22 protein-coding genes are annotated in these 23,184 nt (G+C 63.8%); 18 read left to right on the top strand and 4 right to left on the bottom strand.

Going from position 1 to position 23,184, the window contains the following annotated elements; genetic code table 11:
- Positions 1–13: 13 nt before the first annotated feature.
- Positions 14–814: an SGNH/GDSL hydrolase family protein gene (locus HMPREF3166_RS05135; protein WP_035004211.1), complete on the top strand. Its 801-nt coding sequence runs from the start codon at positions 14–16 to the stop codon at positions 812–814.
- A gap of 136 nt (positions 815–950) precedes the next feature.
- Here HMPREF3166_RS05135 and HMPREF3166_RS05130 read toward each other — a convergent pair whose 3' ends face one another.
- Entirely contained in the window at positions 951–1,709 is a 759-nt protein-coding gene (locus tag HMPREF3166_RS05130; RefSeq protein WP_070487971.1) for a M23 family metallopeptidase, read from the bottom strand.
- 500 nt (positions 1,710–2,209) lie between these two features.
- On the opposite strand from HMPREF3166_RS05130, the gene HMPREF3166_RS05125 reads away from it, so the two are divergent.
- The 17 genes from HMPREF3166_RS05125 to HMPREF3166_RS05045 all read left to right on the top strand — a co-directional run bounded on the left by HMPREF3166_RS05125 (position 2,210) and on the right by HMPREF3166_RS05045 (position 20,883).
- Positions 2,210–3,949 (top strand): cell division protein PerM, encoded by a 1,740-nt coding sequence (locus HMPREF3166_RS05125; protein WP_246816933.1) that lies wholly within the window; start codon positions 2,210–2,212, stop codon positions 3,947–3,949.
- Positions 3,894–4,460 carry a phosphoribosylglycinamide formyltransferase gene (gene purN / locus HMPREF3166_RS05120; protein WP_035004515.1) on the top strand — a complete coding sequence of 189 codons (567 nt, stop codon included), beginning with the start codon at positions 3,894–3,896 and terminating at the stop codon, positions 4,458–4,460. The genes HMPREF3166_RS05125 and purN overlap by 56 nt, the downstream gene beginning before the upstream one ends.
- 25 nt (positions 4,461–4,485) lie before the next feature.
- Complete coding sequence (gene purH / locus HMPREF3166_RS05115) at positions 4,486–6,108, top strand: bifunctional phosphoribosylaminoimidazolecarboxamide formyltransferase/IMP cyclohydrolase (protein ID WP_070487967.1); 1,623 nt, start codon at positions 4,486–4,488, stop codon at positions 6,106–6,108.
- Positions 6,109–6,225: 117 nt separating this feature from the next.
- Complete coding sequence (locus tag HMPREF3166_RS05110; RefSeq protein WP_070487964.1) at positions 6,226–7,098, top strand: hypothetical protein; 873 nt, start codon at positions 6,226–6,228, stop codon at positions 7,096–7,098.
- A gap of 82 nt (positions 7,099–7,180) precedes the next feature.
- On the top strand, positions 7,181–7,978 hold the full coding sequence (locus tag HMPREF3166_RS05105; RefSeq protein WP_246816932.1) for a hypothetical protein: 798 nt from the start codon (positions 7,181–7,183) through the stop codon (positions 7,976–7,978).
- A gap of 50 nt (positions 7,979–8,028) precedes the next feature.
- Positions 8,029–8,547: a TetR/AcrR family transcriptional regulator gene (locus tag HMPREF3166_RS05100; protein ID WP_246816931.1), complete on the top strand. Its 519-nt coding sequence runs from the start codon at positions 8,029–8,031 to the stop codon at positions 8,545–8,547.
- A gap of 290 nt (positions 8,548–8,837) precedes the next feature.
- On the top strand, positions 8,838–10,451 hold the full coding sequence (locus tag HMPREF3166_RS05095; protein WP_370642231.1) for an acyl-CoA carboxylase subunit beta: 1,614 nt from the start codon (positions 8,838–8,840) through the stop codon (positions 10,449–10,451).
- Between the two features lie 48 nt (positions 10,452–10,499).
- Positions 10,500–12,608, top strand: coding sequence for an acetyl/propionyl/methylcrotonyl-CoA carboxylase subunit alpha (locus HMPREF3166_RS05090; RefSeq protein WP_070487961.1), 2,109 nt, complete (start codon positions 10,500–10,502; stop codon positions 12,606–12,608).
- A gap of 88 nt (positions 12,609–12,696) precedes the next feature.
- Positions 12,697–13,866, top strand: a complete 1,170-nt coding sequence (locus HMPREF3166_RS05085) for an acyl-CoA dehydrogenase family protein (RefSeq protein ID WP_005293707.1) — start codon at positions 12,697–12,699, stop codon at positions 13,864–13,866.
- A gap of 83 nt (positions 13,867–13,949) precedes the next feature.
- Positions 13,950–14,450: a MaoC family dehydratase gene (locus HMPREF3166_RS05080; RefSeq protein WP_035004506.1), complete on the top strand. Its 501-nt coding sequence runs from the start codon at positions 13,950–13,952 to the stop codon at positions 14,448–14,450.
- Positions 14,443–15,339: an HpcH/HpaI aldolase/citrate lyase family protein gene (locus tag HMPREF3166_RS05075; protein ID WP_049049221.1), complete on the top strand. Its 897-nt coding sequence runs from the start codon at positions 14,443–14,445 to the stop codon at positions 15,337–15,339. Before HMPREF3166_RS05080 ends, HMPREF3166_RS05075 begins: the two co-directional genes overlap by 8 nt.
- 100 nt (positions 15,340–15,439) lie before the next feature.
- Positions 15,440–17,134, top strand: a complete 1,695-nt coding sequence (locus HMPREF3166_RS05070) for an AMP-binding protein (protein WP_070487959.1) — start codon at positions 15,440–15,442, stop codon at positions 17,132–17,134.
- Positions 17,135–17,163: 29 nt separating this feature from the next.
- On the top strand, positions 17,164–17,940 hold the full coding sequence (locus HMPREF3166_RS05065) for a CoA transferase subunit A (RefSeq protein WP_070487957.1): 777 nt from the start codon (positions 17,164–17,166) through the stop codon (positions 17,938–17,940).
- The gene (locus HMPREF3166_RS05060) at positions 17,937–18,578 is read left to right on the top strand and encodes a CoA transferase subunit B (protein ID WP_034988126.1); all 642 of its coding nucleotides are present in this window, start codon (positions 17,937–17,939) and stop codon (positions 18,576–18,578) included. Before HMPREF3166_RS05065 ends, HMPREF3166_RS05060 begins: the two co-directional genes overlap by 4 nt.
- 106 nt (positions 18,579–18,684) lie before the next feature.
- Entirely contained in the window at positions 18,685–19,878 is a 1,194-nt protein-coding gene (locus tag HMPREF3166_RS05055; protein ID WP_070487955.1) for an acetyl-CoA C-acetyltransferase, read from the top strand.
- Positions 19,833–20,315 (top strand): DUF2752 domain-containing protein, encoded by a 483-nt coding sequence (locus HMPREF3166_RS10435; protein WP_371327261.1) that lies wholly within the window; start codon positions 19,833–19,835, stop codon positions 20,313–20,315. The genes HMPREF3166_RS05055 and HMPREF3166_RS10435 overlap by 46 nt, the downstream gene beginning before the upstream one ends.
- Positions 20,316–20,409: 94 nt before the next feature.
- Positions 20,410–20,883 carry a CD225/dispanin family protein gene (locus HMPREF3166_RS05045; protein WP_035004498.1) on the top strand — a complete coding sequence of 158 codons (474 nt, stop codon included), beginning with the start codon at positions 20,410–20,412 and terminating at the stop codon, positions 20,881–20,883.
- Here HMPREF3166_RS05045 and HMPREF3166_RS05040 read toward each other — a convergent pair.
- The 3 genes from HMPREF3166_RS05040 to rpsR all read right to left on the bottom strand — a co-directional run bounded on the left by HMPREF3166_RS05040 (position 20,872) and on the right by rpsR (position 23,176).
- A complete protein-coding gene (locus HMPREF3166_RS05040) occupies positions 20,872–21,816 on the bottom strand; it encodes an AEC family transporter (protein WP_035004496.1) in 945 nt (314 codons plus the stop codon). The genes HMPREF3166_RS05045 and HMPREF3166_RS05040 overlap by 12 nt on opposite strands.
- 53 nt (positions 21,817–21,869) lie before the next feature.
- Positions 21,870–22,661: an RDD family protein gene (locus HMPREF3166_RS05035; RefSeq protein WP_246816930.1), complete on the bottom strand. Its 792-nt coding sequence runs from the start codon at positions 22,659–22,661 to the stop codon at positions 21,870–21,872.
- 266 nt (positions 22,662–22,927) lie between these two features.
- Positions 22,928–23,176 (bottom strand): 30S ribosomal protein S18, encoded by a 249-nt coding sequence (gene rpsR, locus HMPREF3166_RS05030; protein WP_005293672.1) that lies wholly within the window; start codon positions 23,174–23,176, stop codon positions 22,928–22,930.
- Positions 23,177–23,184 lie beyond the last annotated feature (8 nt).

Here is a 23,184-nt window from a genome sequence, read left to right as displayed (position 1 = left end):
ACGGGAGAAACTGATGAAGAAAATTGCACGCATTCTGACTGCGGCTGTCGCCGTAGCGGGATCTGTCATGGGTCTGGCGCCTGCTGCCCAGGCTGCCCCGGGAAACACCGTGCTGCTCGGTGATTCCTACTTTGCTAACACGACGCTCAACCAGATTATTGACGCCAAGCGCGGTGGCGCGCGTGGTTGCATCAAGGGCAAGTTCCGCGTGGCAACTGAGCTGCAGCGCCTGACGGGCGCGCGCGTGGATGACTACTCCTGCAACGGCAAGGAGCTGTACCTGGGCCGCGAGCCGCTGGAGGCTCGCCTTGATCAGGCTATCCGCGACGGCAAGCTGAACCGCCACACGCGCAACGTGCCGATCATGGTCGGTGCTAACGACACCTACCGCACCCTGGATCCGATCAACAACCGTGCAGCGGCTCGGTCCTATGATCGTCTCGCTAACAAGATCAAGCGCGCTGCTCCGAACGCTCGTATCCAGTTTGTGAGCTACCCGCACCTCACGAACGATCGCGCTGGCCTCTGCCTGATCCGTCTGAATGGTCTGCCGCCGATTCAGGCTCCGTTCCCGATCGTGAAGGAAGCCGAGCGTCAGCTGTGGCGCCAGGCTAACGATGCCGCCAAGCGCAACGGTGGCGTTTTCGTTGACCTGCACCGCTCCACCCGCGGGCACGATACCTGCCAGCCGGGCGGTAAGGCTTGGGTTGCCGGAGTCATCGATACCCAGACTCCGCACTACAACCTGACTCTGCACATGTCCCACGACGGTGTGACCAATGCGGCTAAGCAGATCGGCGCTGCTCTGAAGTAAAACTTCGGAAAGCCTCGGCTTCCGGGGTGGGGGGATCCCCACCTCGAAAGCCAAAGTCGCAGGAGGCAGGCGAAAAACCTCCCGACCGCCTTTACAGAGGCAGTCGGGAGGTTTCCTTTGTGGTTCTAGCTAAGCCTTAAAGCTGGATGCCGCGCTCGGCGAGCCAAGGCTTCGGGTCGATAGCCTCGCCACCGTTCGGGCGAACCTCGAAGTGCAGGTGGGAGCCAGTGGAGAAGCCCAGGGAGCCCATTCCAGCGATCTTCTGGCCGCTGGTTACACGGTCGCCAACCTTAACGTCCAGGGTGGCCATGTGGCCGTAGACGGTGACGGTGCCGTCGTCGTGCTTGATGCGGATCCAGTTGCCGAAGCCGGAAGCAGGGCCGGAGTCGATGACGGTGCCGTCGTGGACTGCACGGATGGCGGTGCCCACGGCGTTGGCTATGTCGACGCCGTAGTGGAAGGTGCCCCAACGCGGGCCGAAGCCGGAGGTGAAGGTGCCCTCGGCGGGCTTGACGAACTCGGGCATACGGGCAGCCAGGTCAGCCTCGGTGCGCTCCTTGGCGAAGCGCAGGGCGGAGTCGAGCTGCTGAGACAGATCGGAAACCGGCTTAGCCTGCGGAACCTCGAGGATCTGCGGAGCCTCGTTGGCGGTCGCCTGAGCGTCCGCCGGAGCTGCAGAGCCCTGAGCACCCTCGCCCTGGGCGAGGATGGTGGTGTTCTCGGAAGCCAGGGCGATGTCGTCCTTGGAGTTCTGGGATGCACCGGCGGTAGCGCCGGCAGCGCCAGCAGTAGTCACAGCGGTGGTGGCGACGGCCACGAGCGCGAAGCGGCGCTTCGCGGTGTGCTCCTGCTTGCGGTGGATGCCGGTACGGCTCGCTTCAGTAGTGTTTCGCACTGTCCTAGTAACCCTTTGACCTAATCGATGTTTCTTAACAACTGTCACATGTGATTTCGCACTATCGCTTTCGCTCTTCCTCGAGCCTCATGGTTGGGGCTTGAGTCTGTTGCGAAAGCAATTTGTAACCACTTTGTTATCAACGGAACGTAACACTATCGGTTTGGCAACATTGCGGCAACTAAATCGGTCAAAAATAACGCTTTGGTTACATTGCGGGGGTAGTGGAGTCAGTCTTATCTGGCTATAAGGATGCATTCCCCCTGTTCCAGACGATTTTTTACTGGTTATATGGCGATCAAACCCCGCTAGTGATCTTGGTTACGTTTCCCTCAAACCCTCAAGTATTACCTTAAGTGTGTCGGCGCTAAAGGGGGTAGAGAGGGTACGGCGTGGGTGTAACGGGGGTGCAGTCCGGACGCAGGGTGAATGCTAAACGGGCGTAGAAGGGGGCCTAGAAGGTGGGTCAGTCCGCCAGGTAGCTGCCACTGTTAGGCACAATGGGACGGGTGAGTAAAGATTCTGCTGCCCAACGACCCGGATCCCGACGATCTGCGTCTTCCCGACGCCCCGGCTCCAGCCGCACCAGGCGGACGTCGGCTGCCAGCAGTGCAGACAGAATTAAAGGCACTGGCAATAAAGGCACCGGCGCCCACATCTCCGAAGGCTCGGGGCACGAACGCTTTGTAGCGGCGAAGCCGACCGGCGCCACGAACGCTAAGGCCACTCCGAAGGCCAAGTCCAAGGCCGCCGCAGATGCGTCGGCTGGCGGTGTGAAGGCTGCGGTCGCGGACTGGTGGTCGAAGTGGAAGCCCCACGTCAAACGCTTCGGCCCCCAGCTAATGATTAATCACGCTGTAACTCTGGGCGTCATCGTCATCATCGCCGTACTCATCGGCATCGGCGCAGGGTTTAATAAGGTGCCCGCCAGCATCGCCTCGATGTGGATGGTGTTCAACCTGGCTCCCATCGAGATGGCGGGGGCGAAGCTGGGCTTCGTGCCGCTGCTGCCCGCGCTGGTGTTGGTGTGGGGGCATGCGAAGCGTGCGACCACGGTGCTGGGCAATTCGATAAGCGTGCGCGGCCTGCGGGTATTCACCACATTAAGCCTGCTGATTCCCATGCTGCTGACGTGCATTGCGTGGGTGATGCTGTGGGATGCCTCCAGGGTCTACGACATCACCCCGCCGAACCTGCTGGTGGCGCTGATCTCCACGGCGCTGGTGAACGGCGCTGCGATTGTTATCGGCATGCGGGCCCGCGTGTGGCGAGCACTGTTGCTGCGCCGTGGTTGGTCCACGTGGCCGGTGGAGTCGATGCTGCTAGCCGGACGCTTCCTCAAGTGGATGGCCGCAGCCGGTGCCCTCGCCGCTGCCGTATATCTATTGACGAACATGGAGGCAGTCGGCAAGGCCTACGAAATCACCTCCTCCACTATGGGTGTTCTGGGGCTGACCTTCGTCGCGTTGCTGTATGTGCCAAATGTGGTGGTCGCGGCGATGGCGGTGCTGCTGGGCGGCGAGTTCCACGTCGGTAACGGCGCGGTCAGCCTCTTTACCGCCAACAACGTGAACCTGCCGCCGTTGCCGGTCTTGGCGGCGGTCCCCAACGATCAGATTCCTTTCGGCGCTGTGCTGCTGGCCGTCCCCGCTTGTGTGGCGGTCGCGTGCGTTTACACGTTCCTGCGTGGCCGCACTTATGTGGAGGCGCCGCTGCTGCAGGGCGTGGGGGCTGGTGCCTGCGCCGGGCTGATCGGCTTCTGCACCTCCTGGCTGGCTGGTGGTGAGCTGGGCGTGTACGGGCGCGCGGGTGCGGTCGAGTGGCTGTTTGCTGTAGAGCTCGCTGCCTGGCTGTTGGTGCCCGCCGCCGTCATGATGTTCTTCACGGCCCGCCGTGGCGAGTCTGTGACTGAGGACATCCCGGAGGCCGAGGTTGTGGAGCCTGGCGCATCCCAGCAGGCTCAGACTGAGACTGAGCATGATGCCGAGGCAGGCGCTGACGATGCTGACGATGTAGCGGACGGTGCGGAAAGCACGGATACTGACTCTTCTGAAGATGACGCCCCTACGGAGGAACCGGAGGACGGGGAAGATGGGGGCGTCACTAAGAAAGAACGAGAAGATCTAGCAGACACAGCAGACACAGAAGACAAAGAAGACACAGAAACAGAGGAAGAAACAGACGATGAGGATAGTGATTCTGGCGAGCGGGACGGGGACTCTGCTCCAGAGCGTGATTGATAACGTCGACCGCTCGCGGGTGGAAATCCTCGCCGTGGGTAGCGACCGACCATGCGAGGCGCTGGAGCGCGCTGAGCGCGCGGGCATCGAGAACTTCCTGGTCGAATACGTGCCAAAGCAGACCGATCGGGAGAAGTGGAACGAAGAGCTGGCGGACAAGCTCGCCAGCTACGAGCCCGACCTGGTGGTGAGCGCCGGCTTCATGCGCATCATCGGCCCGAAGGTGGTCGAGCGTTTTGAGGGGAAGATCATCAACACCCACCCGGCGCTGCTGCCCGCATTCCCCGGGGCGCACGCCGTCGAAGACGCACTAAATTACGGTGTTCGCGTAACCGGGTCTACAGTTCATGTTGTAGATAGTGGCGTGGACACGGGGCCGATCATCGCCCAAAAGGCGGTGGAGGTCGCGCGGGACGACACGGTCGACAGCTTGCATGAGAGAATCAAGAAGGTGGAGCGCACACTCTTGGTAGAGGTGCTGCACGATTTTCAAGAACAGGGAACCTTCTAGGAACGAAAGGCCAGGATCCAAAACCATGAGTGATGGCACCACAGCAACCAACGGCGCAGACAAGAAGGAAATCCGTCGCGCGCTGATCAGCGTGTACGACAAGACCGGCCTGGAGGAGCTAGCCAAGGGGCTGCACTCCGCGGGCGTGGACATCGTCTCCACCGGCTCCACCGCCAAGAAGATCGCGGACGCCGGAGTGCCCGTGACCGAGGTGGAAGCGCTGACCGGATTCCCGGAGGTGCTGGAAGGCCGCGTGAAGACGCTGCACCCGCGCGTGCACGCGGGCATCCTGGCCGACACCCGCAAGGAAGACCACCTGAAGCAGCTGGAGGACCTGGATGTTGAGGCCTTCCAGCTGGTTGTTGTGAACCTGTACCCGTTCACCGAGACGGTGGCTTCCGGCGCTGATTTCGATGCCTGCGTGGAGCAGATCGACATCGGTGGCCCGTCCATGGTGCGCGCCGCCGCAAAGAACCACCCGTCCGTGGCCGTTGTGGTGGATCCCAACCGCTACGAGGACGTCGTGGCCGCTGCCAATGCCGGGGGCTTCACCCGCGCCGAGCGCACCGACCTGGCCGTGGATGCGTTCCGTCACACCGCCGCTTACGACGTGGCCGTTGCGACCTGGATGGGCGAGCAGACCGCCGCGCAAGCCGGGGCAGACGCGGAGTCGGATGCAGGCGTGCAGTTCCCCGAGTGGATCGGCGCCTCCTATGAGCGGGCCAACGTGCTGCGCTACGGCGAGAACCCGCACCAGGCTGCGGCGCTGTACTCCGACGGCACCGGCCTGGCCGGCGCCAAGCAGTTCCACGGCAAGGAGATGAGCTACAACAACTACACCGACGCGGATGCTGCCTGGCGCGCCGCGTGGGATCATAAGCGCCCGACCGTGGCCATCATCAAGCACGCCAACCCGTGCGGCATTGCGGTCTCCGACGAGTCCATCGCCGATGCTCACAAGAAGGCACACGCCTGCGACCCGATGTCCGCATTCGGCGGCGTGATCGCAGTGAACCGTGAGGTCAGCGTGGAAATGGCCAACCAGGTAGCCGAGGTATTCACCGAGGTCATCATCGCGCCGGGCTACGAGGAGGGCGCAGTAGAGGTCCTGTCCCAGAAGAAGAACATCCGCATCCTGCAGGCGGATGCTCCGAGTGAGGAGCCGGAGCTGCAGGGCCGCGAGATCTCCGGCGGCCTGCTGGTGCAGCAGGTGGACGCCATCGACGCCAAGGGCGACGACCCGAGCAACTGGACCCTGGCCGCTGGCGAGGCTGCCGACGAGGCCACCCTGCGTGAGCTGGAGTTCGCATGGCGCACCGTGCGCGCGGTGAAGTCGAACGCCATCTTGCTGGCCAAGGATGACGCCACCGTAGGCGTGGGCATGGGCCAGGTAAACCGCGTGGACGCTGCCAAGCTGGCCGTGGAGCGTGCAAACTCCCTGGCAGGCGACGAGAAGCGCGCCGAGGGTGCAGTTGCGGCCTCGGATGCCTTCTTCCCCTTCGCCGACGGCTTTGAGGTGCTGGCTAATGCTGGCGTCCGCGCAGTTGTGCAGCCGGGCGGCTCGGTCCGCGACGCGGAGGTCATCGAGGCGGCGGAGAAGGCGGGCGTCATCATGTACCTCACCGGTGAGCGCCACTTCGCGCACTAGAGTGCGCACTCGGGGTGAGCGGGCTTAATGGTTCGCTACCCGCGAGGCCGGGAGAGCGCCTAAAGTTGGATTAGTTTAAATACTGACAAGACGTTTCAACGCAGGAGTTCCCCGGTTATGTCTAACGAGCACCCCACTGATCCCGGCGTCGGAAAGAACAACCCAGATCAGCCGGAGCCGCCGCAGTACCGCCACAATGAGCAGGGTGCGGGGAGGAATCAGTGGCAGGTGCCGTCGAAACAGAGCGGCGGCTCGGGTGCACAGGGTACGCAGGGGGATCAGAGCCAGCAGCGCTGGCAGCAGTGGGAGGCTTCGCAGCCGCCCCAGAACCAGCAGCAGAACTGGCAGGGGCAGCAGTACCAGCAGCCCCCGCAACCCCAGTACCAGCCCGACCAGCAAGCCCAGCAGTACGCCTACGCGCAGGAGCCGGAGAAGGAAAGCAAGTTCCTGCCGATCCTAGGCGTCGTGCTGGCTGTGCTTCTTGCCCTTGCCCTGGTCGCGGGCGCGGCATATTACATGGGCTGGATTGGCGACAAGGACGGCACGGAAGGCAGCGACGGCAAGGCTGCGAGCAGCTCCTCCCAGTCGCAGGGCGAAGAAGGCGAAGGCGCTGACGACGAGGATGCGGCCGCGGAAGACGAAGACGCCGCAACCGACGACGAGGAAGAAGCCACGGACGACGAGGAGGAGTCCCGCCCGGCTCATCCGAAACTGCCTTCCGGCGCGGCGCCGGCCAACAGTGCAGCTGAAGAAGGCAAGCCTGCGGGCGACTTCAACAACGTTTACACCGGCAGCGACCTTACTTCTAAGCCTTTCGCAGTGGCCGTCCGCGATGCTTTTGTGACCCACTACCTGGATACCGACAGGACAAACGGCACGGTTTCCGCGTATTCGTCCGTCACGGGGCAGACCTACTCCATGAAGTGCAGGGATAACGGCGAGTACGTGACCTGCACCGGAGGCAACAATGCCATCGTTTACATCTCCTAGCCCCAGCCCGCTTCGCCGCGGTCTGGTCGCCGCCGTGCTCTGTGCTGCGAGCGTGACCGTTGCGGGTTGCACGATTGGGGAAGTGGAAAGGGATGACGCCATCGTCTCCGATCCGTCCACTCCAGCCCAACAGGACGAGAAGCCGAAGTCCCGTGGTCCGCAACCGACCACTGGGGCGTCCGCACCAGAAAAACCGCAGGAAGAGCAGCACGGAGAGCTCGGCTACGACGGTGCAGCGGCCATCGCGGTGGCCGGGATGGGTGGCGCGGGGGAAACGACCGTAGCTCCGTGGTCGACCGCGAAGGTGCCGATCGCGATCGCCGCGCTGCGGAAGGATCCGAGCCTGCAGGGCGCGATGACACAGGCGATCCAGCACTCCGACAATGCGGCGGCGGAAACGCTATGGGGCTCGCTGGGATCCCCGGAGCAGGCTGCGGAAGCGACTAGCGCGGTGATCCGCGAGGGCAGCAGTAGTGCACGGGTGGAGTCCCAGGTGGTGCGCCCGGGGTTTAGTTCCTTCGGGCAGAGCGATTGGTCGCTGAGCGCGCAGGCCGATTTCGCCTCTCACCTGCGGTGTATTCGGGGTTCGGAGCCGGTGGTTTCCGCCATGGGCAACATCGGCAACGGCGGGGGCTATGGGTTGGGGACGATCCCGGGAGCGATCTTCAAGGGTGGCTGGGGGCCGAACGCCGCGGGCGCGTATGGGCTGCGGCAGTTTGGGCTGATCCCGAAGTCTGATGGCGCGGGCTCGGGCTATGTGGCCGTTGCCATCGCCGTGGAAAGCCCGGATGGCAGTTACGAGGCCGGGCAGGCGGAGCTGACGGCGGCGGCGGAGTTTCTGCGGTCGAAGGTGGACAGCCTACCGGAGGCAGCCTGCTAATCGCCCAGAAGGTATTCAGTTAGCGACGCTTAACCAGTAGGGTGTTGGTTATGCGTTCTCATTATCTGGCCGAGCCCGCCACAGAAGGACTGTCCGCGCGTGCCGCGGCGAAAGAACAGCGACGGGTGGAGCTGCTGCGCGCAGCTGCTGAGATCATGTCCGATAAGGGGTTCCACGGAACCCGCCTGGAAGAGGTCGGGCACGCCGTGGGGGTCTCCGGGCCGGCGGTGTACCGGCATTTTTCCGGCAAAGAAGAAATCCTGACGGAGCTGATGACGGGCATTTCGGAGCACCTGCTTTCCGAGGCGCGAAGAATCGTCGACGGCCTGGTGGATCCGCGCGAGCGCCTGGCGGTGCTGATTGACTTCCAGGTGGACTTCGCGCTGTCCCAGCCAGAGCTAATTCGCCTGCATAACCGCGAGCTTTTCCGCATGGGGGAGGAGGGTCGTGGCCGTGTGCGTTCCGCGCAGGGAAGCTATTTGAAGATGTTTGCGGAGGCGCTGGGGGAGATGGATCCGCGCTACAAGGAGAGGCGGGCCGCATCACTGCGCAGCTGGGGATGGGAATGATTAACTCCTCGGAGTTGACTCGCGGCTGGGCTTCTGCCGCGTTGGTGCGGCGGCAGACGGTGGCTGCGGCGCGCGCTGCTGTGGGGTTGGCCTAAGGCGGGGTACTGCTTTCGGGGGTAGTTAAAGAGGGGAAACTTTTTAGATTCACTAGCAAAAGTGGTCTAGGTCACTTAAGGTGACGGCAACAAGTTAGTTAATCGCTTGTAACTGAATCTCAAGCGCGGGGCGCTCGACGGCGCTCTGGCACTCGGATTCCGCCACCTTCCGTCATCTTCCTAGGAGCTGCATACGTGGATACTGCAACCACCCAAGCGACAGATCCGGCCAACCCCCGCGGCGCCGCTCGCGAAATCCCGAGCCACCGCGAGCTCGTCGAAGAGCTTCGCCAGCGCCTCGCCCGTGCTCAGGCCGGAGGAGGGGAGAAGGCCCGCAAGCGCCACACCGACCGCGGCAAGCTGCTGCCACGCGACCGCATCCGCCTGCTGCTGGACCCCGGCAGCCCGTTCCTGGAGATCGCGCCGCTGGCAGCCGAGGACATGTACGACGGCAAGGCGCCGGCGGCGGGCATCGTCGCCGGAGTCGGGCTCGTTAGTGGTCGCCTCTGCTTGATCGCCGCTAATGACGCCACCGTCTCCGGCGGCACCTACTACCCGATGACCGTGAAGAAGCACCTCCGTGCCCAGGAGATCGCCGAGCAGAACCACCTACCGTGCATCTACCTCGTGGATTCCGGCGGCGCGATGCTGCTGCAGCAGGATGACGTGTTCCCGGACCGCAACCACTTCGGCCGCATCTTCTTCAACCAGGCCAACCTGTCGGCCAAGGGAATCCCGCAGCTGTCCGCCGTCATGGGCTCCTGCACGGCAGGTGGCGCCTACGTTCCCGCCATGAGCGACGAGACCATCATCGTGGAGAACCAGGGCACCATCTTCCTGGCTGGCCCACCGCTAGTGAAGGCCGCCACCGGCGAGGACGTCACCCCCGAGGAGCTCGGCGGCGGCGCGATGCACTCTCGTATCTCCGGCGTGACGGATCACCTGGCAGCCGACGACGAGGACGCGCTGCGGATCATGCGCAACATCGTCGAGACCCTGCCGGAATCCAAGCCGACCCCCTGGAAGCGCAGCACTCCCGTGCCGGCTCCGCGCCCGCAGGAGGACCTCTACGACATCGTGCCCACCGACCCGAAGATTCCCTACGATGCGCACGAGGTCATCGAAACCCTGTGTGACGAGGGCAGCCTGTCGGAGTTCAAGAGCGAATACGGCAACAGCATCATCACGACGTTCGCCCGGCTGGAAGGCCACCAGGTCGGAGTGATCGCCAACAACGGCATCATCTTCTCCGAAGCCGCCATGAAGGGCGCACACTTCATCGAGCTCTGCGAGCAGCGGAACATCCCCATCATCTTCCTGCAGAACACCACCGGCTTCATGGTGGGGCGTCAATACGAAGAGGGCGGCATCGCGAAGCACGGGGCGAAGATGGTGAACGCCGTGGCCACCGCATCGGTACCCAAGCTCACCGTCGTCACCGGCGCTGCCTTCGGCGCGGGCAACTACTCGATGTGCGGGCGGGCCTACTCGCCGCGCTTCCTGTGGATGTGGCCGAACGCGCGCATCGCGGTGATGGGCGGCCCCCAGGCGGCCATGACCCTCTCCACCGTCCGCCGCGCGCAGATCGAGCGCCGGGGCGAGGAATGGTCGGCCGAGGAGCAAGAGGCCTTCGAGGCTCCCATCCGCGAGATGTTCGACGAGAAATCCACCTGCTGGTACTCCACCGCGCGCCTCTGGGACGACGGGGTCATCGACCCCGCGGACACCCGCCGCACCCTCGCCATGGCCCTCGATATCTGCGCCCAGGCCCCGCGCGAGGAAACCGGCTTCGGCGTATTCCGCATGTAACTCCTGCTCAAGCTACCTACGTACCCACCACAAGAAAGAGATACTGACGTGAGTGACACACATGCTCTTACCGGCCCGTTCGATACGGTGCTGGTCGCCAACCGCGGCGAGATCGCCCTGCGCGTGATCCGCACCGTGCACCGCATGGGGCTGAAGGCCGTGGCCGTTTACTCCGAGGCGGATTCCGCCGCCCCGCACGTGCACGCCGCCGACAAGGCCGTGTGTTTGGGCCCTGCCGCCGCTGCGGAGTCTTACCTAAACATCGATAAGGTTATTGACGCCGCCAAGGCGACCGGCGCCGGCGCCATCCACCCCGGCTACGGCTTCCTCTCGGAGAACGCGACCTTCGCCAAGCGTTGCGAGGACGAGGGGATTATCTTCATCGGCCCGCCCGCCGGGGCTATCGACAAGATGGGCGACAAGATCACCGCCCGCGCCACCGTGGAATCCCGCGACGTGCCGACCGTGCCCGGTATATCCCGGCCGAACCTGACGGATCAGGAGATCATCGACGCTGCAGACTCGGTGGGCTTCCCGGTGCTGATCAAGCCTTCCGCCGGCGGTGGCGGCAAGGGAATGCACCTGGTCGAAGAGCCGGAGAAGCTGGCCAGCGCGCTAGTTTCCGCCCGCCGCGAGGCCGCTAGCTCCTTTGGCGACGACACGCTGTTCCTGGAGCACTTCGTGGACACGCCCCGGCACATCGAGGTGCAGATCGTCGCCGACTCCCACGGCAACGTAATCCACCTGGGCGAGCGCGAGTGTTCGCTGCAGCGCCGCCACCAGAAGGTCATCGAGGAGGCGCCGTCGGCTCTGCTGGACGAAAACACCCGGCAGGAGATCGGCGAAGCTGCCTGCGACGCGGCCAGGGCTTGTGGCTACTGCGGCGCGGGCACCGTGGAGTTCATTGTTTCCGCCAAGCAGCCCGAGCGCTTCTTCTTCATGGAGATGAACACCCGCCTGCAGGTCGAGCACCCAGTCACCGAGATGGTTACAGGCCGCGACCTGGTGGAATGGCAGATCCGCGTGGCCCGCGGCGAGGCCTTGCCAATCACGCAGGATGACGTGCAGCTCAACGGGCATTCGGTGGAGGCTCGCGTCTACGCCGAGGATGCCGCCGCCGGATTCCTGCCCACCGGCGGACTAATCACGGGTCTTTCCTGGCCGCGCGGGGAAGGGATTCGTGTGGACGCCGGCGTGGTGGAGGGCCAAGAGGTCAGCTCCGACTACGACCCAATGCTGGCGAAGATCATCACCCACGCCGACACGCGCGAAGAGGCCCTCGAGCGTCTGGATCAGGCGCTGTCCCACACCCGCATCGAGGGACTGACCACCAACATCGACTTCAACCGCTTCCTGGTCACCCGCCCGGAGGTCGTGGCGGGAGACCTGCACACCGGACTGCTCGACTCCATTGTCGAAGAGTTCCAGCCCCGGGAGGTCCCCGCGGATACCTTCGCCGTCGCGCTGCTGCACCTGGCTGGGACGTTGGCTGGCGGAGCCGAAGGGGCGTCCGAAACAAAGGCAACCGCAACCCCGCTGGGCAGTGTGTGGACCGCCCGCGACGGCTGGCGCGGCGCTGGGCATCGCGCCCCGCTGCGGCTGGTGCTGGCGGATCCGAGTGGTGTCACGGCGCCCGTGGAAGCCCGCGCGGAGTACAACGACGGTAGCTGGGAGGTGCAGCTCACTCCGCTGACCAGCGGTGACGACGAGGACGCGCCGGTGCAGGCCGAGACCAGGAGCATCCAGGTGGTCGCCAACCCGCAGGGCAGAGCCACCGAATGGCGGCTCTCCTTCGACGGCGGCCCGGCAGAGAAGTGGAGCGCCACTACCAGCGGCAGCATCACTGGCCCGCATGGCACGCACGTGGTGGAGGTGTTCTCCGGCACTGCGAACGACGCGGAAGCCAGCTCGGAGGAGTCGCCGGACATTCTGAGCCCCATGCCCGGCACGGTCATCGCCGTGGAAGTTGCCGACGGCGACGAGGTCACCGAGGGCCAGCCCGTGATCGTTATCGAGGCCATGAAGATGGAGCACACCCTCGAGGCCACCTGCGACGGGCGGGTCAAGATCCACGCTGCCGTCGGGCAGAAGGTCGGCACCGGAGAAGTTCTGGCGGAGGTCATCGCCGCCGACAGCGCCGATACCGCCGACGGCTAGAAACCTCACTTCACACGTATCTCCCTAACCCACGCACCCATCCCAGACGTCCAACCCAAACACCCAACCCAGAAAGAGGACCCAAACCATGAGCCAGAGCACCAAGAACCGCAACCCCTACCTCTCCGACGAGCTGCACGAGCTGCGCGACGCAGTCGAGGACTTCGCCAACCGCGTGGTCGACCCCGTCGCCGCTCAGCACGACCGCGACCACACCTTCCCCTACGACGTCGTCCGCCAGATGGGAGAAATGGGGCTGTTCGGCCTGCCGATCTCCGAGGAGTACGGCGGCATGGGCGGCGACTACATGGCCCTCGGCGTGGCACTGGAAGAGCTCGCCCGCGTGGACCAGTCCGTCGCCATCACCCTCGAAGCCGGAGTCTCCCTGGGAATCATGCCGATCTACCGCTTCGGCAGCGACGAGCAGAAGCAGACCTACCTGCCCAACCTGGTGGCGGGCAAGAACCTAGCGGGCTTCGGCCTGACCGAGCCCGAAGCCGGATCGGATGCTGGCGGCACCAAGACCACCGCCAAGCTCGACGGTGGCGAGTGGGTCATCAACGGCTCCAAGCAGTTCATCACCAACTCCGGCACGGACATTACCTCCCTGGTCACCGCCACCGCCGTCACCGGCCAGCGGGAGAACGGGAAGAAGGAAATCTCCGCCATCATCGTGCCCAGTGGCACTCCTGGCTTCACCGCCGAGCCTTCCTACAACAAGGTTGGTTGGAACGCCTCCGACACCCACCCGCTGACCTTCGACAACGTCCGCGTGCCGGAGGAGAACCTCGTCGGCGAGCGCGGCCGCGGCTTCGCCTACTTCCTGTCCATTCTCGAGGAAGGCCGCATCGCCATCGCCGCGCTGGCCACGGGTGCCGCCCAGGGCTGTGTGGACGAGTGCGTGCGCTACGCCAAGGAGCGCACCAGCTTCGGCAAGCCGATCTCTGAGTACCAGGCCATCAGCTTCAAGATCGCCCGCATGGAAGCCCGCGCTTGGACCGCCCGCCAGGCCTGGTACGCAGCCGCGGCGAAGATGGCCGCGGGGGAGAACTTCAGCAAGGAAGCATCCATCGCCAAGATGGTCGCCTCCGAGGCCGCGATGGATAACGCCCGCGATGCCACGCAGATCCACGGCGGCTACGGATTCATGAACGAATACCGCGTTGCCCGCCACTACCGCGACTCCAAGATCCTCGAGATCGGCGAAGGCACCACCGAGGTGCAGCAAATGCTCATCGCCCGAGCCCTGGGCGTGTAGGGCCCTCTACGCAGCGCGGGGACGAGAAGGCGTCAATAAAAGAGCACCAGAAAGCAAGCGAAAAGTATAGGAGACCAGCGACAATGAGCGCAGAAAAAGAAGTTGTGCAGCGCGGCCTGTGGTTCGAGGAGTTCACCGAGGGCGTGGTCTACCGGCACCAACCTGGGCGCACCGTCACCGAGGCGGATAACACCCTGTTCACCACCATGACCATGAACACCCAGCCGCTGCACATCGACGCGGCATGGGCCGCCACGCAGGATGGCTTCCGCGGCGAGCGGCTGGTGAACTCCATGTTCACCCTGTCCACGGTGGTGGGCCTGTCCGTCAGCCAGCTTTCCCTGGGCACCATCGTGGCCAACCTGGGGTTCAGCGAGATTTCCTTCCCCGCGCCCATGTTCCACGGCGATACCCTGTACGCCGAAACGCGCTGCGTGGGTAAGCGACTGTCGAAGTCGCGCCCTGGACAGGGCATCGTGGAGCTGGAGCACATTGGACGCAACCAGGACGGCACCATCGTGTGCAAGGCCACGCGCAAGACGCTGATGCAGTGCGCGCCGGAAGGTTCGGGTGAAGATGTCTAACACCGAAGTGTCCAACACCGCATGGCTACCACAGGGCCCCGCGCTGCTGTTCGCGCCGGCTGACCGCCCTGAACGCTTCGCTAAGGCCGCCGACCGTTCCGACATGGTCATTCTCGACCTCGAGGATGGCTGCCGCGCCGAAAACCGCGCCGAGGCCAGGAAAAACGTGATCCACGCGGATCTCGATCCGGAACGCACCATCGTGCGCATTAACCCCATCGATTCGCCCGATTTCGCCGAAGACCTTGCCGCCGTCACGGACTCGCCGTTTAGGACTGTGATGGTGCCGAAGGTGGAAAGCGCTCTTGTTCTTGGTGACGCCGGCTCCAACCGCCGGGCGCTTCCCGAAGACTTTCGCGCGATCGCCCTGATTGAAACCCCCAGGGGCGTGGTGAACCTCGCGGAGATCGCCGCGGACCCGCAGGTGGTGGCTCTGTTCTGGGGTGCCGAGGACCTCACAGCGGCACTCGGTGGGACGAGCTCCCGCTACGGCGCCGGAGAGGTTCCCACCCCCGGCGGCGGGCTGTCCGGCCACCCGGGAGGCTACCGGGAGGTCCCACGCTTGACCCGAGCAATGGTGCTGCTGCACGCGGCCTCAGCGGGCATCGTGGCGCTGGATTCCATCCACGCGGACACGAAGGACACGGAAGGCGCCAGCGCCGAGGCCATCGACGCAGCCGCCAGTGGTTTCGCGGCCACCGTTTCGATCCACCCCGGCCTGGTGCCCGTCATCCGCGAGGCCTACGCGCCCACCGAGGAGCAAGCCACCTGGGCGCGCCGGGTCATCGAAGGGGCGGCCGAGAACTCCGGAGCGTTCGCGCTGGACGGCCAGATGATCGATGCGCCTCTGCTGCGCCAGGCCGAAGTGATCGCCGCCAGGATTCGCTAGTTCCCCTTTCGCTGACCAGCTTCTTCACCCCGCACATTCCACCCGCCCACCCGACTTTGCTTCAACGCAAGATTCCTTTCCCACGAAAAGGTTGATAACCATGACTACCCCGACTCGCAACGACCGCCCGATTGTTATTTCCGACCCGGCGGATCTGGACCCCACCCTGTCGCACCAGGTTGGACGTACCGACGTGGACCTGCTGGACGAGACCATCGGCCAGTGCCTCGCCCGCATCGTGGCCGAGTACCCGGATCACGACGCGATCATCGACTTCTACGGTGACGTACACCTGACGTACACGGAGTTCTACCGCAAGGTGCAGCGCCTGGCTTCCGGCCTGCACGCCGCCGGCTACCGCAAGGGCGACCGCATCGGCATCTGGGCGCCCAACCGCTGGGAGTGGACTCTGGTGCAGTTCGCCACCGCCGAGATCGGTGCGATTCTGGTCTGCATCAACCCGTCCTACCGCCACAAGGAGCTGGTCTACGCCATGGGCCAATCCGGCGTGAAGGGCTTGTTCTCCGCGGGCCGCTTCAAGGACTCGAACTACCGCGCGATGATCGACGCTGCGGAAAGCCAGTTCAGCCGCCACAACTACAAGGAGACGATCTTTTTCGGCTCCGAGCGCTGGGACGAGCTGGCCAACCACGCGATCCTGGATCTGAACCCGGTGCGCGAGCAGCTGCACCCGGACGATCCCATCAACATCCAGTACACCTCCGGCACCACCGGCATGGCCAAGGGCGCCACCCTGACCCACCGCAACATCCTGAACAACGGCTACTTGGTGGGGGAGACCCTGCAGTACACCGACCAGGATAAGGTTGTCATCCCCGTTCCCTTCTTCCACTGCTTCGGCATGGTGATGGGAAACCTGGGTGCCATCACCCACGGCGCAACGACGATCATCGCTGGCCCGGTCTTTAACCCGCAGTCGGTGCTAGAGGCCGTTGAACACGGCAAGGCCACCAGCCTGTTCGGCGTGCCGACGATGTTCATGGCAGAGCTCGACGAGATCGAACACGCTAAGGCCAAGGGCAAGACCTATGACCTTTCCAGCCTGCGCACCGGCATCATGTCCGGCACCGCCTGCCCCACCCGCACGATGCGGCAGGTGATGGACATCATGAACATCAACGAGATCACCATCGCCTACGGCATGACGGAAACCTCGCCGGTGAACCACCAGACGCTGGTGGACGATCCGATCGAGAAGCGCGTGGGCACCGTCGGCCGCCCCAACCCGCACATCGAAGTGAAGATTGTGGACCCCGAGACCGGCGAGACCGTGAAGCGTGGCGAGCAGGGCGAAATCCTGATCCGTGGCTTCCTGGTGATGCAGGGCTACTGGGACATGCCTGGTAAGACGGCGGACGCCATCGACGAGGACGGCTGGATGCACTCCGGCGACCTGGGAACGATGGATGAGGAAGGCTACGCACGCATCACGGGACGAGCGAAGGACATGGTGATCCGCGGCGGCGAAAACCTTTACCCGCGGGAAATCGAAGAGTTCCTCATGACGCACCCGGACATCTCCGACGTGCAGGTCGTCGGCGTACCGGACGAGAAGTACGGCGAGGAGCTGATGGCCTTCATCATCATGCGCGAGGACGCCGAGCCGTTGGATCAGGCAGCAGTTCGTGAGTTCTGCGCTGGCGACCTGACCCGCCACAAGATCCCGAAGTACGTCGAGTGCGTGGACTCCTTCCCGATGACGCTTTCGGGCAAGGTCCGCAAGGTCGAGCTGCGCGAGCACGCGGTGGAGCTGCTCGGGATCTATCAGAAGTAGGCAACAGCCCAAACAGAAAGGAAGAAACCGTGAGCACCACAGCGCCACATCATTCAAAACTGCGCACTGCTGCGGAGGCAATCGCTGACATTCAAGACGGAGCCACCCTGGCCGTCGGCGGATTCGGGGTGTGCGGCATCCCGCAGGTCCTGCTCGAGGAACTCAGCCGTACGCAGGTCAAAGACCTCGAAGCGGTTAGCAACAACGCCGGCCTGGATGGCCGCGGCCTGGGGCTGCTGCTGGCGAACCACCAGCTGCGCCGCATCGTGGCCAGCTACGTCGGAGAGAACAAGGAGTTCGCCCGCCAATACCTAGACGGCGAGCTCGAGGTAGAGCTCACCCCGCAGGGCACCCTGGCGGAGCGGCTGCGCGCCGGCGGTTCCGGCATCGGCGCCTTCTTCACCCGCACCGGCGTGGGCACGCTCGTCGCCGAGGGCGGCATGCCGTGGAAGTACGACCAGGCGGACAAGACCAAGGTGGAGGTGGCATCTCCCGCCAAGGAAACCCGCACCATCGACGGCGAGGACTACGTGCTGGAAACCGCCATCCGCGCCGACTTTGGCCTGGTCCGCGCCGCCGTCGCCGACAAGGACGGCAACCTGCGCTTCGCTAAGACCGCCCGCAACTTCAACCCCCTGGCTGCCATGAGCGGCAAGATCTGCATCGTGGAGGCCGAAAAGGTCGTGGAGGTCGGCGAGCTCGACCCGGACGACATTCACCTGCCCGGCGTGTTCGTCCACCGAATCGTGGAGCTTTCCCCGGAACAGGCAGCCGACAAGATGATTGAAAAGGAGACCGTGCGATGACCGGCTGGACTAGGCAAGAAATGGCCGCCCGTGCCGCCCAGGAGCTCGAGGACGGCCAGTACGTAAACCTCGGCATCGGTATGCCCACCCTGGTGCCGAACTATGTGCCGGAGGGCGTGACCGTTTCCCTGCAATCGGAAAACGGAATGCTGGGCATCGGCCCCTACCCGGAAGCGGGCCACGCCGACCCGGACCTCATTAATGCAGGCAAGGAGACGGTGACGGCACTGCCCGGCACCAGCTACTTCGATTCCGCCCTAAGCTTCGGCATGATCCGCGCTGGCAAGATCGACGTCGCCATCCTCGGCGCCATGGAGGTCAACGCCCGCGGCGACATCGCCAACTGGATGGTGCCCGGCAAGATGGTCAAGGGCATGGGTGGCGCCATGGATCTGGTCGTCGGCGCGCGCCGGGTGATCGTCCTGATGGACCACACCACCAAGACCGGGGAGCCGAAGCTCATCGAGGAGCTCACGCTGCCGACTACCGGCCTCGGCGTGGTCGATCGGATCATCACTGACCTTGCGGTTTTCGACCGCGACGAAGGTGGGCTGACCTTGGTGGAGCTGGCACCTGGCGTCACCACAGAAGAGGTAGAAGAAAAGACCGCAGTGCCGTTTAGGACGGCGCTGGGGTAGACCCCCAATCGGCCTCGCTGGGCCATCGTTCGTGCCATACTTGAGGGCACGACGCAGGCTTTTTTAAGCGATGACGCCACTAGTTTCGAAAGTTAGGATTTATCAGATGACCTTGCAGGAAGACCCGAAGGACATTGTCGTTGTAGGCGCAGCACGCACTCCGCAGGGGCGCATGCTCGGCGCGCTGGCGAAGAAGAGCGCGGTCGATCTGGGCGCAGAGACCATCAAGGCCGTGCTGGAGCGCTCTGGTGTGGCCGCGGATGCCGTGGATTACGTGCTGATGGGCCAGGTTGTGCAGGCGGGCTCCGGGCAGAACCCCGCGAAGCAGTCCGCTGTGGCCGCTGGCATCCCGATGAACGTCCCCGCAATGACCGTGAACAAGGTGTGCCTGTCCGGCCTGGATGCCGTGATTAACGCCTCCCGCCTGATCCGTCTGGGCGATGCCAGCATCGTTGTCGCCGGCGGTCAGGAATCCATGACGAACGCCCCGCACGTCGCCGCAGGCGTGCGCGCGGGCAAGGGCTACGGCTCACTGGTGCTGCAGGATTCCCTGGAGCGCGACGGCCTGTCCGATCCGAACGAGGGCACCGCCATGGGGCTGGAGACGGACGAGGGCAACGCCGAGCGCGGCATCACCCGCGAGGAGCAGGACGAGATCGCAGCCCGCTCCCACCAGCTGGCCGAGGCCGCTACCAACGATGGTGTCTTCAACGACGAGATCGTCCCCATCGAGGTCAAGGGCCGCAAGGAGACCGTGACCGTCTCCGCCGACGAGGGCATCCGCCCCGGCACCACCGCCGAGGGACTGGCGAAGCTGCGCCCGGCTTTCGTGAAGGACGGCACCATCACCGCCGCCTCTGCCTCCCAGATCTCCGACGGTGCGGCAGCCTTGGTGCTGACCACCCGCGAGAACGCGGAAGCCAAGGGCCTGGAGATCCTGGCCACCCTGGGCGAGTACGGCCAGACCGCCGGCCCGGACACCAAGCTGCACTCCCAGCCGTCGCAGGCTACCGCCGCGGCGCTGAAGAAGGCCGGCTGGGAGGCCAGCGACCTGGACTTTCTGGAGATCAACGAGGCGTTCGCCTCCGTTGTCGCGCAGTCCATCAAGGACCTGGACTACCCGCTGGAGAAGACCAACATCCACGGCGGCGGCATCTCACTGGGCCACCCGATCGGTGCCTCCGGTGCTCGCCTGGTCGTTCACGCGGCGCACGAGCTGAAGCGCCGCGGCTCCGGCAAGGCTGCCGTCTCCCTGTGTGGCGGCGGCGGTCAGGGCGACGCGCTGCTGCTGTGGCGCTAGGAACGCGGTCAGGCGCCGGTGGCGATATTCGAACTGGTGCTTTCAAAAAGCTGCTGCCGCTGGCAGTCGGCGCGGCAGCGGTATGTGCGTGCTGCGCCATAGCCGCAGCTGATCCGCAGACCCCGGGCGGGACGATCCCAGAATGCCCCACGAAGGCACTATTCGGATTCAACTGCCCCGGCTGCGGATCGATGCGCATGATCCAGGCGCTGGTTCAGGGAGACTTTGGCGCTGCACTGCACTACAACGCGGTGGGGATCCTCGCCGTCATCCTGCTGATTTGGAGCTGGTTAGCCTGGACCGCACGATCATGGGGGAAGCGGATTCCCAATTGGGAGCATTTCCGACATGCCCCCATGGCAGTGGGGCTAGTGATCGGGCTCTGGTTCATCGCACGCATCCTGCCGTTCTCGCCGTTTCTAGAATTACGCGTATAAATTCTTTCGGCTCGGGAACATTCTGCGCTGCTTTGGTATTTTAATGACGTATTTCAGTTACCAACCAACTCCAAGAAGTTAGCCGAGGAAGTCAGTGACCAACCCTTACGACCAGAACCCTTCCAACGAGGACCCTTTCGGCCAGCAGGGAAACCAGGGGTACCCCTACAACAGCGGGTACAACCAGAACCCGAGCCAGAACCAGCCGCCGAGTTACGGCAGCTATCAGAACAACAGTTACCCGAATCAGTCCGCCGGCTACGGCGCGCAGCTGGGGCAGAATTACCAGCCGGGCGTGGGCAGCACCCCGCCGGATAACTGGATGTGGGCGACTATTCTAGCCACCCTCCTGTGCTGCCTGCCCCTCGGTGCAGTAGGCATCTACTACTCCTCACAGGTAGAAAGCCGCTGGTACCGCGGCGATTATCCAGGTGCACAGGATGCATCGGACAAGGCAAAGAACCTAGCCATTGCATCTGTGGTGGTATCCGCTGCCTTTATCCTCCTGTACTTCGTCTTTTTCGTCGGAATCCTGGGCCTAAGCTTGAGTGAACTATCAGACATGTAGAAGCACCATAATTAGCGCCATCACCGGTAGCGCGAGACCCGTGGAAACCACCGCGGTGTCTCGCGCTAAAACTTTATTCACGCCAAAACGTTGGGCGTAGGTGAAGACGTTCTGCCCGGTCGGGAGGGCCGCCAGGAGAACCATGGCCAAAAGCAGCTGGGACGTGGCGTCGAAAAGAAAGACACCGTAGAACGCGGCGATGGCGGGATGCACGACAGTCTTGACCAACGACGCCGCCCACACGGAGCGACGGGGCGACAGGCCGGGCTGGAGCACACGTACCTCCGCCATGGACATGCCGAAGGCGATCAGAGCGCAGCCGACGGTGGCGTCCGCGATGATCCCCAGCGGATCCGCGACGATCGTCGGCAGGGTAAAGCCCGTGTTGTGCTGCAGAAGAGAGATGACGATGCCGATGGTGGCGCCGATGATCAGAGGGTTCTTCAGGATCGTCAGCAGCGTAGAGCACACGAAGTTCGTGGTCTGCTTGCCGGTGCGCATGTCCAGGGCCAGAACGCTCAGCGGGCCGTAGAAGCCGACCTGGAAGAGGATCACCGGGAGGGTGAGCGTGGGGTCGTCCATCAAATGGGCGGCTAGTGGGATGCCCAGGTTGGAGCCGTTGCAGTAGGTGCAGGCCAGCATCGCGATGATGGAATCCTCGGTGGACCGTCGCGTAATCCAGCGATAGCCAAGGAAAGCCAAGAAGCCCGTGGTGAGCGTGGACAGAGCCACGACCAGAAGGTTCGGGCCGAATAGCTGGGCAATGTCCGTCTTCGACATGAACGTGATCAGCGTGCAGGGCAGCGCGATCCAGAATACGAACATGTTCAGGGTGTAGACCGCATTGGGGCCTAAAAGTCGAAGACGCCCTACTCCGAAGCCGATCGCTATGACGAAGATGACGACGGCGAAGCCGGAGAGGACGTTCAACATGAGGCTATGTAAGTGTGTTAAGTGTTTGCGCCTTAAGCGCAGTAGTCGCGACCTTAGTTAACCCCGTAGTACGCGGACTTGTCCACCACGTAGGCGTTGGCGAACTTATCGGTGAAGGACTGCTTCTCCGAGTTCTGGCCGATGGTCACGCCCACGGCAATGTAGACGACAAGCTGCAGAAAAGCACCGACGTTCGGGATCATGCCCAGGACAACGCCGATGATGTACCAGCTGTTGCGCTTCAGCGACTCTACCGGATCGATGTTCTGGCCGTCGGCGGTGACCACACGGGCGCCGATAGCCATCTTGCCGAGGGTGGCTCCCTTCTTGGACTCCATGAGAACACGGTAGGTCAACCAAACGACCAGCATGATGACGCTGGAGATCATCACCTTGGTGGTCGGGTAGGGCACGTCCACGGCATCGGGGGACTCGGCGTTGACGGTGGCCTGGAACCAGTCCATCAGGTCCTGACCAGCGATAGCGAACATCACAATGCTGCCGATAACCACCTGAACCAAGAGGCTGTCGATGATGAGAGCCAGCAGGCGCTTCCAAGCGCCCGGGCGGTCGTTGCCGAACATGGCACCGTTATTGGCCGCAGCATTCGGGAATGCAGGGGCGCCGTAGGCATTGGGTGCGCCGGCGCCGTAGTTGCCGTCGCCGTAGCCACCCTGCTCAGCACTGTAATCGGACTGCTCGGCGCCGTAACCGGCCTGCTCGGCGCCGTAACCGGCCTGCTCGTAGGGGTTGGAGCCGTCGGAGTTTCCGCCGGTGTAGCTGTTGTAATCCGGCAGATCATTGGAACCAAAGTCGCCGTTGGGATGGTTGTTGTTATTGCTCAACTGCAGGCTTCCTAACTGTTGTTTGGCTTGCGCCCGATGTGGGCCAGCGCCCCTTCTCAACCCGGCAGGCAAAGGGGAGCGCTTAAGAGTTTTACTGTGCAAGCTTAGCGAAGAAAGCAGACAACCCGCCGAACGGGTAGTAAAAAGGCACGAAAAAGACCCGCCGCCTAGCTCGCGCTTTCGCACGGGGCGGTGGGTCTTGATCGTGTCTGTTAAACGTCTCCGGGCTGCGGCCTTATGCTGCCAGCCCGAAAGGGCACAGCGGCTTAGCGGCTGTGGAAGGGCAGCAGGGCCATCTCGCGCGCGTTCTTCACGGCGGTGGCAACCTGACGCTGCTGCTGCGGGGTCAGGCCCGTTACGCGGCGAGAGCGAATCTTGCCACGCTCGGAGATGAACTTACGCAGCAGGTCGTAGTTCTTGTAGTCAACCGTCTCAATGCCCTCGGCCTTGAGCGGGTTCTTCTTCGGGCGGCGGGACTGTTCCATCCGCGCCTTCTTCATGTTGGTGCGCTTCATTGTGAAAG

The sequence above is a fragment of the Corynebacterium sp. HMSC08A12 genome (assembly GCF_001807485.1).
Lineage (GTDB): Bacteria > Actinomycetota > Actinomycetes > Mycobacteriales > Mycobacteriaceae > Corynebacterium > Corynebacterium evansiae.
The sequence above is the reverse complement of the archived record's forward strand: the minus strand, read 5'-3'. Positions and strand labels throughout refer to the sequence as shown.

Bases quoted from the DNA above. Each gene is read 5' to 3' on its own strand.
- HMPREF3166_RS05085 (WP_005293707.1), top strand. From the start codon at position 12,697: ATGAGCCAGAGCACCAAGAACCGCAACCCCTACCTCTCCGACGAGCTG.
- rpsR (WP_005293672.1), bottom strand. From the start codon at position 23,176: ATGAAGCGCACCAACATGAAGAAGGCGCGGATGGAACAGTCCCGCCGC.
- HMPREF3166_RS05055 (WP_070487955.1), top strand. From the start codon at position 18,685: ATGACCTTGCAGGAAGACCCGAAGGACATTGTCGTTGTAGGCGCAGCA.
- HMPREF3166_RS05135 (WP_035004211.1), top strand. From the start codon at position 14: ATGAAGAAAATTGCACGCATTCTGACTGCGGCTGTCGCCGTAGCGGGA.
- HMPREF3166_RS05110 (WP_070487964.1), top strand. From the start codon at position 6,226: ATGTCTAACGAGCACCCCACTGATCCCGGCGTCGGAAAGAACAACCCA.
- HMPREF3166_RS05125 (WP_246816933.1), top strand. From the start codon at position 2,210: ATGGGACGGGTGAGTAAAGATTCTGCTGCCCAACGACCCGGATCCCGA.
- HMPREF3166_RS05060 (WP_034988126.1), top strand. From the start codon at position 17,937: ATGACCGGCTGGACTAGGCAAGAAATGGCCGCCCGTGCCGCCCAGGAG.
- purH (WP_070487967.1), top strand. From the start codon at position 4,486: ATGAGTGATGGCACCACAGCAACCAACGGCGCAGACAAGAAGGAAATC.
- purN (WP_035004515.1), top strand. From the start codon at position 3,894: ATGAGGATAGTGATTCTGGCGAGCGGGACGGGGACTCTGCTCCAGAGC.
- HMPREF3166_RS05040 (WP_035004496.1), bottom strand. From the start codon at position 21,816: ATGTTGAACGTCCTCTCCGGCTTCGCCGTCGTCATCTTCGTCATAGCG.
- HMPREF3166_RS05080 (WP_035004506.1), top strand. From the start codon at position 13,950: ATGAGCGCAGAAAAAGAAGTTGTGCAGCGCGGCCTGTGGTTCGAGGAG.
- HMPREF3166_RS05100 (WP_246816931.1), top strand. From the start codon at position 8,029: ATGCGTTCTCATTATCTGGCCGAGCCCGCCACAGAAGGACTGTCCGCG.
- HMPREF3166_RS05070 (WP_070487959.1), top strand. From the start codon at position 15,440: ATGACTACCCCGACTCGCAACGACCGCCCGATTGTTATTTCCGACCCG.
- HMPREF3166_RS05075 (WP_049049221.1), top strand. From the start codon at position 14,443: ATGTCTAACACCGAAGTGTCCAACACCGCATGGCTACCACAGGGCCCC.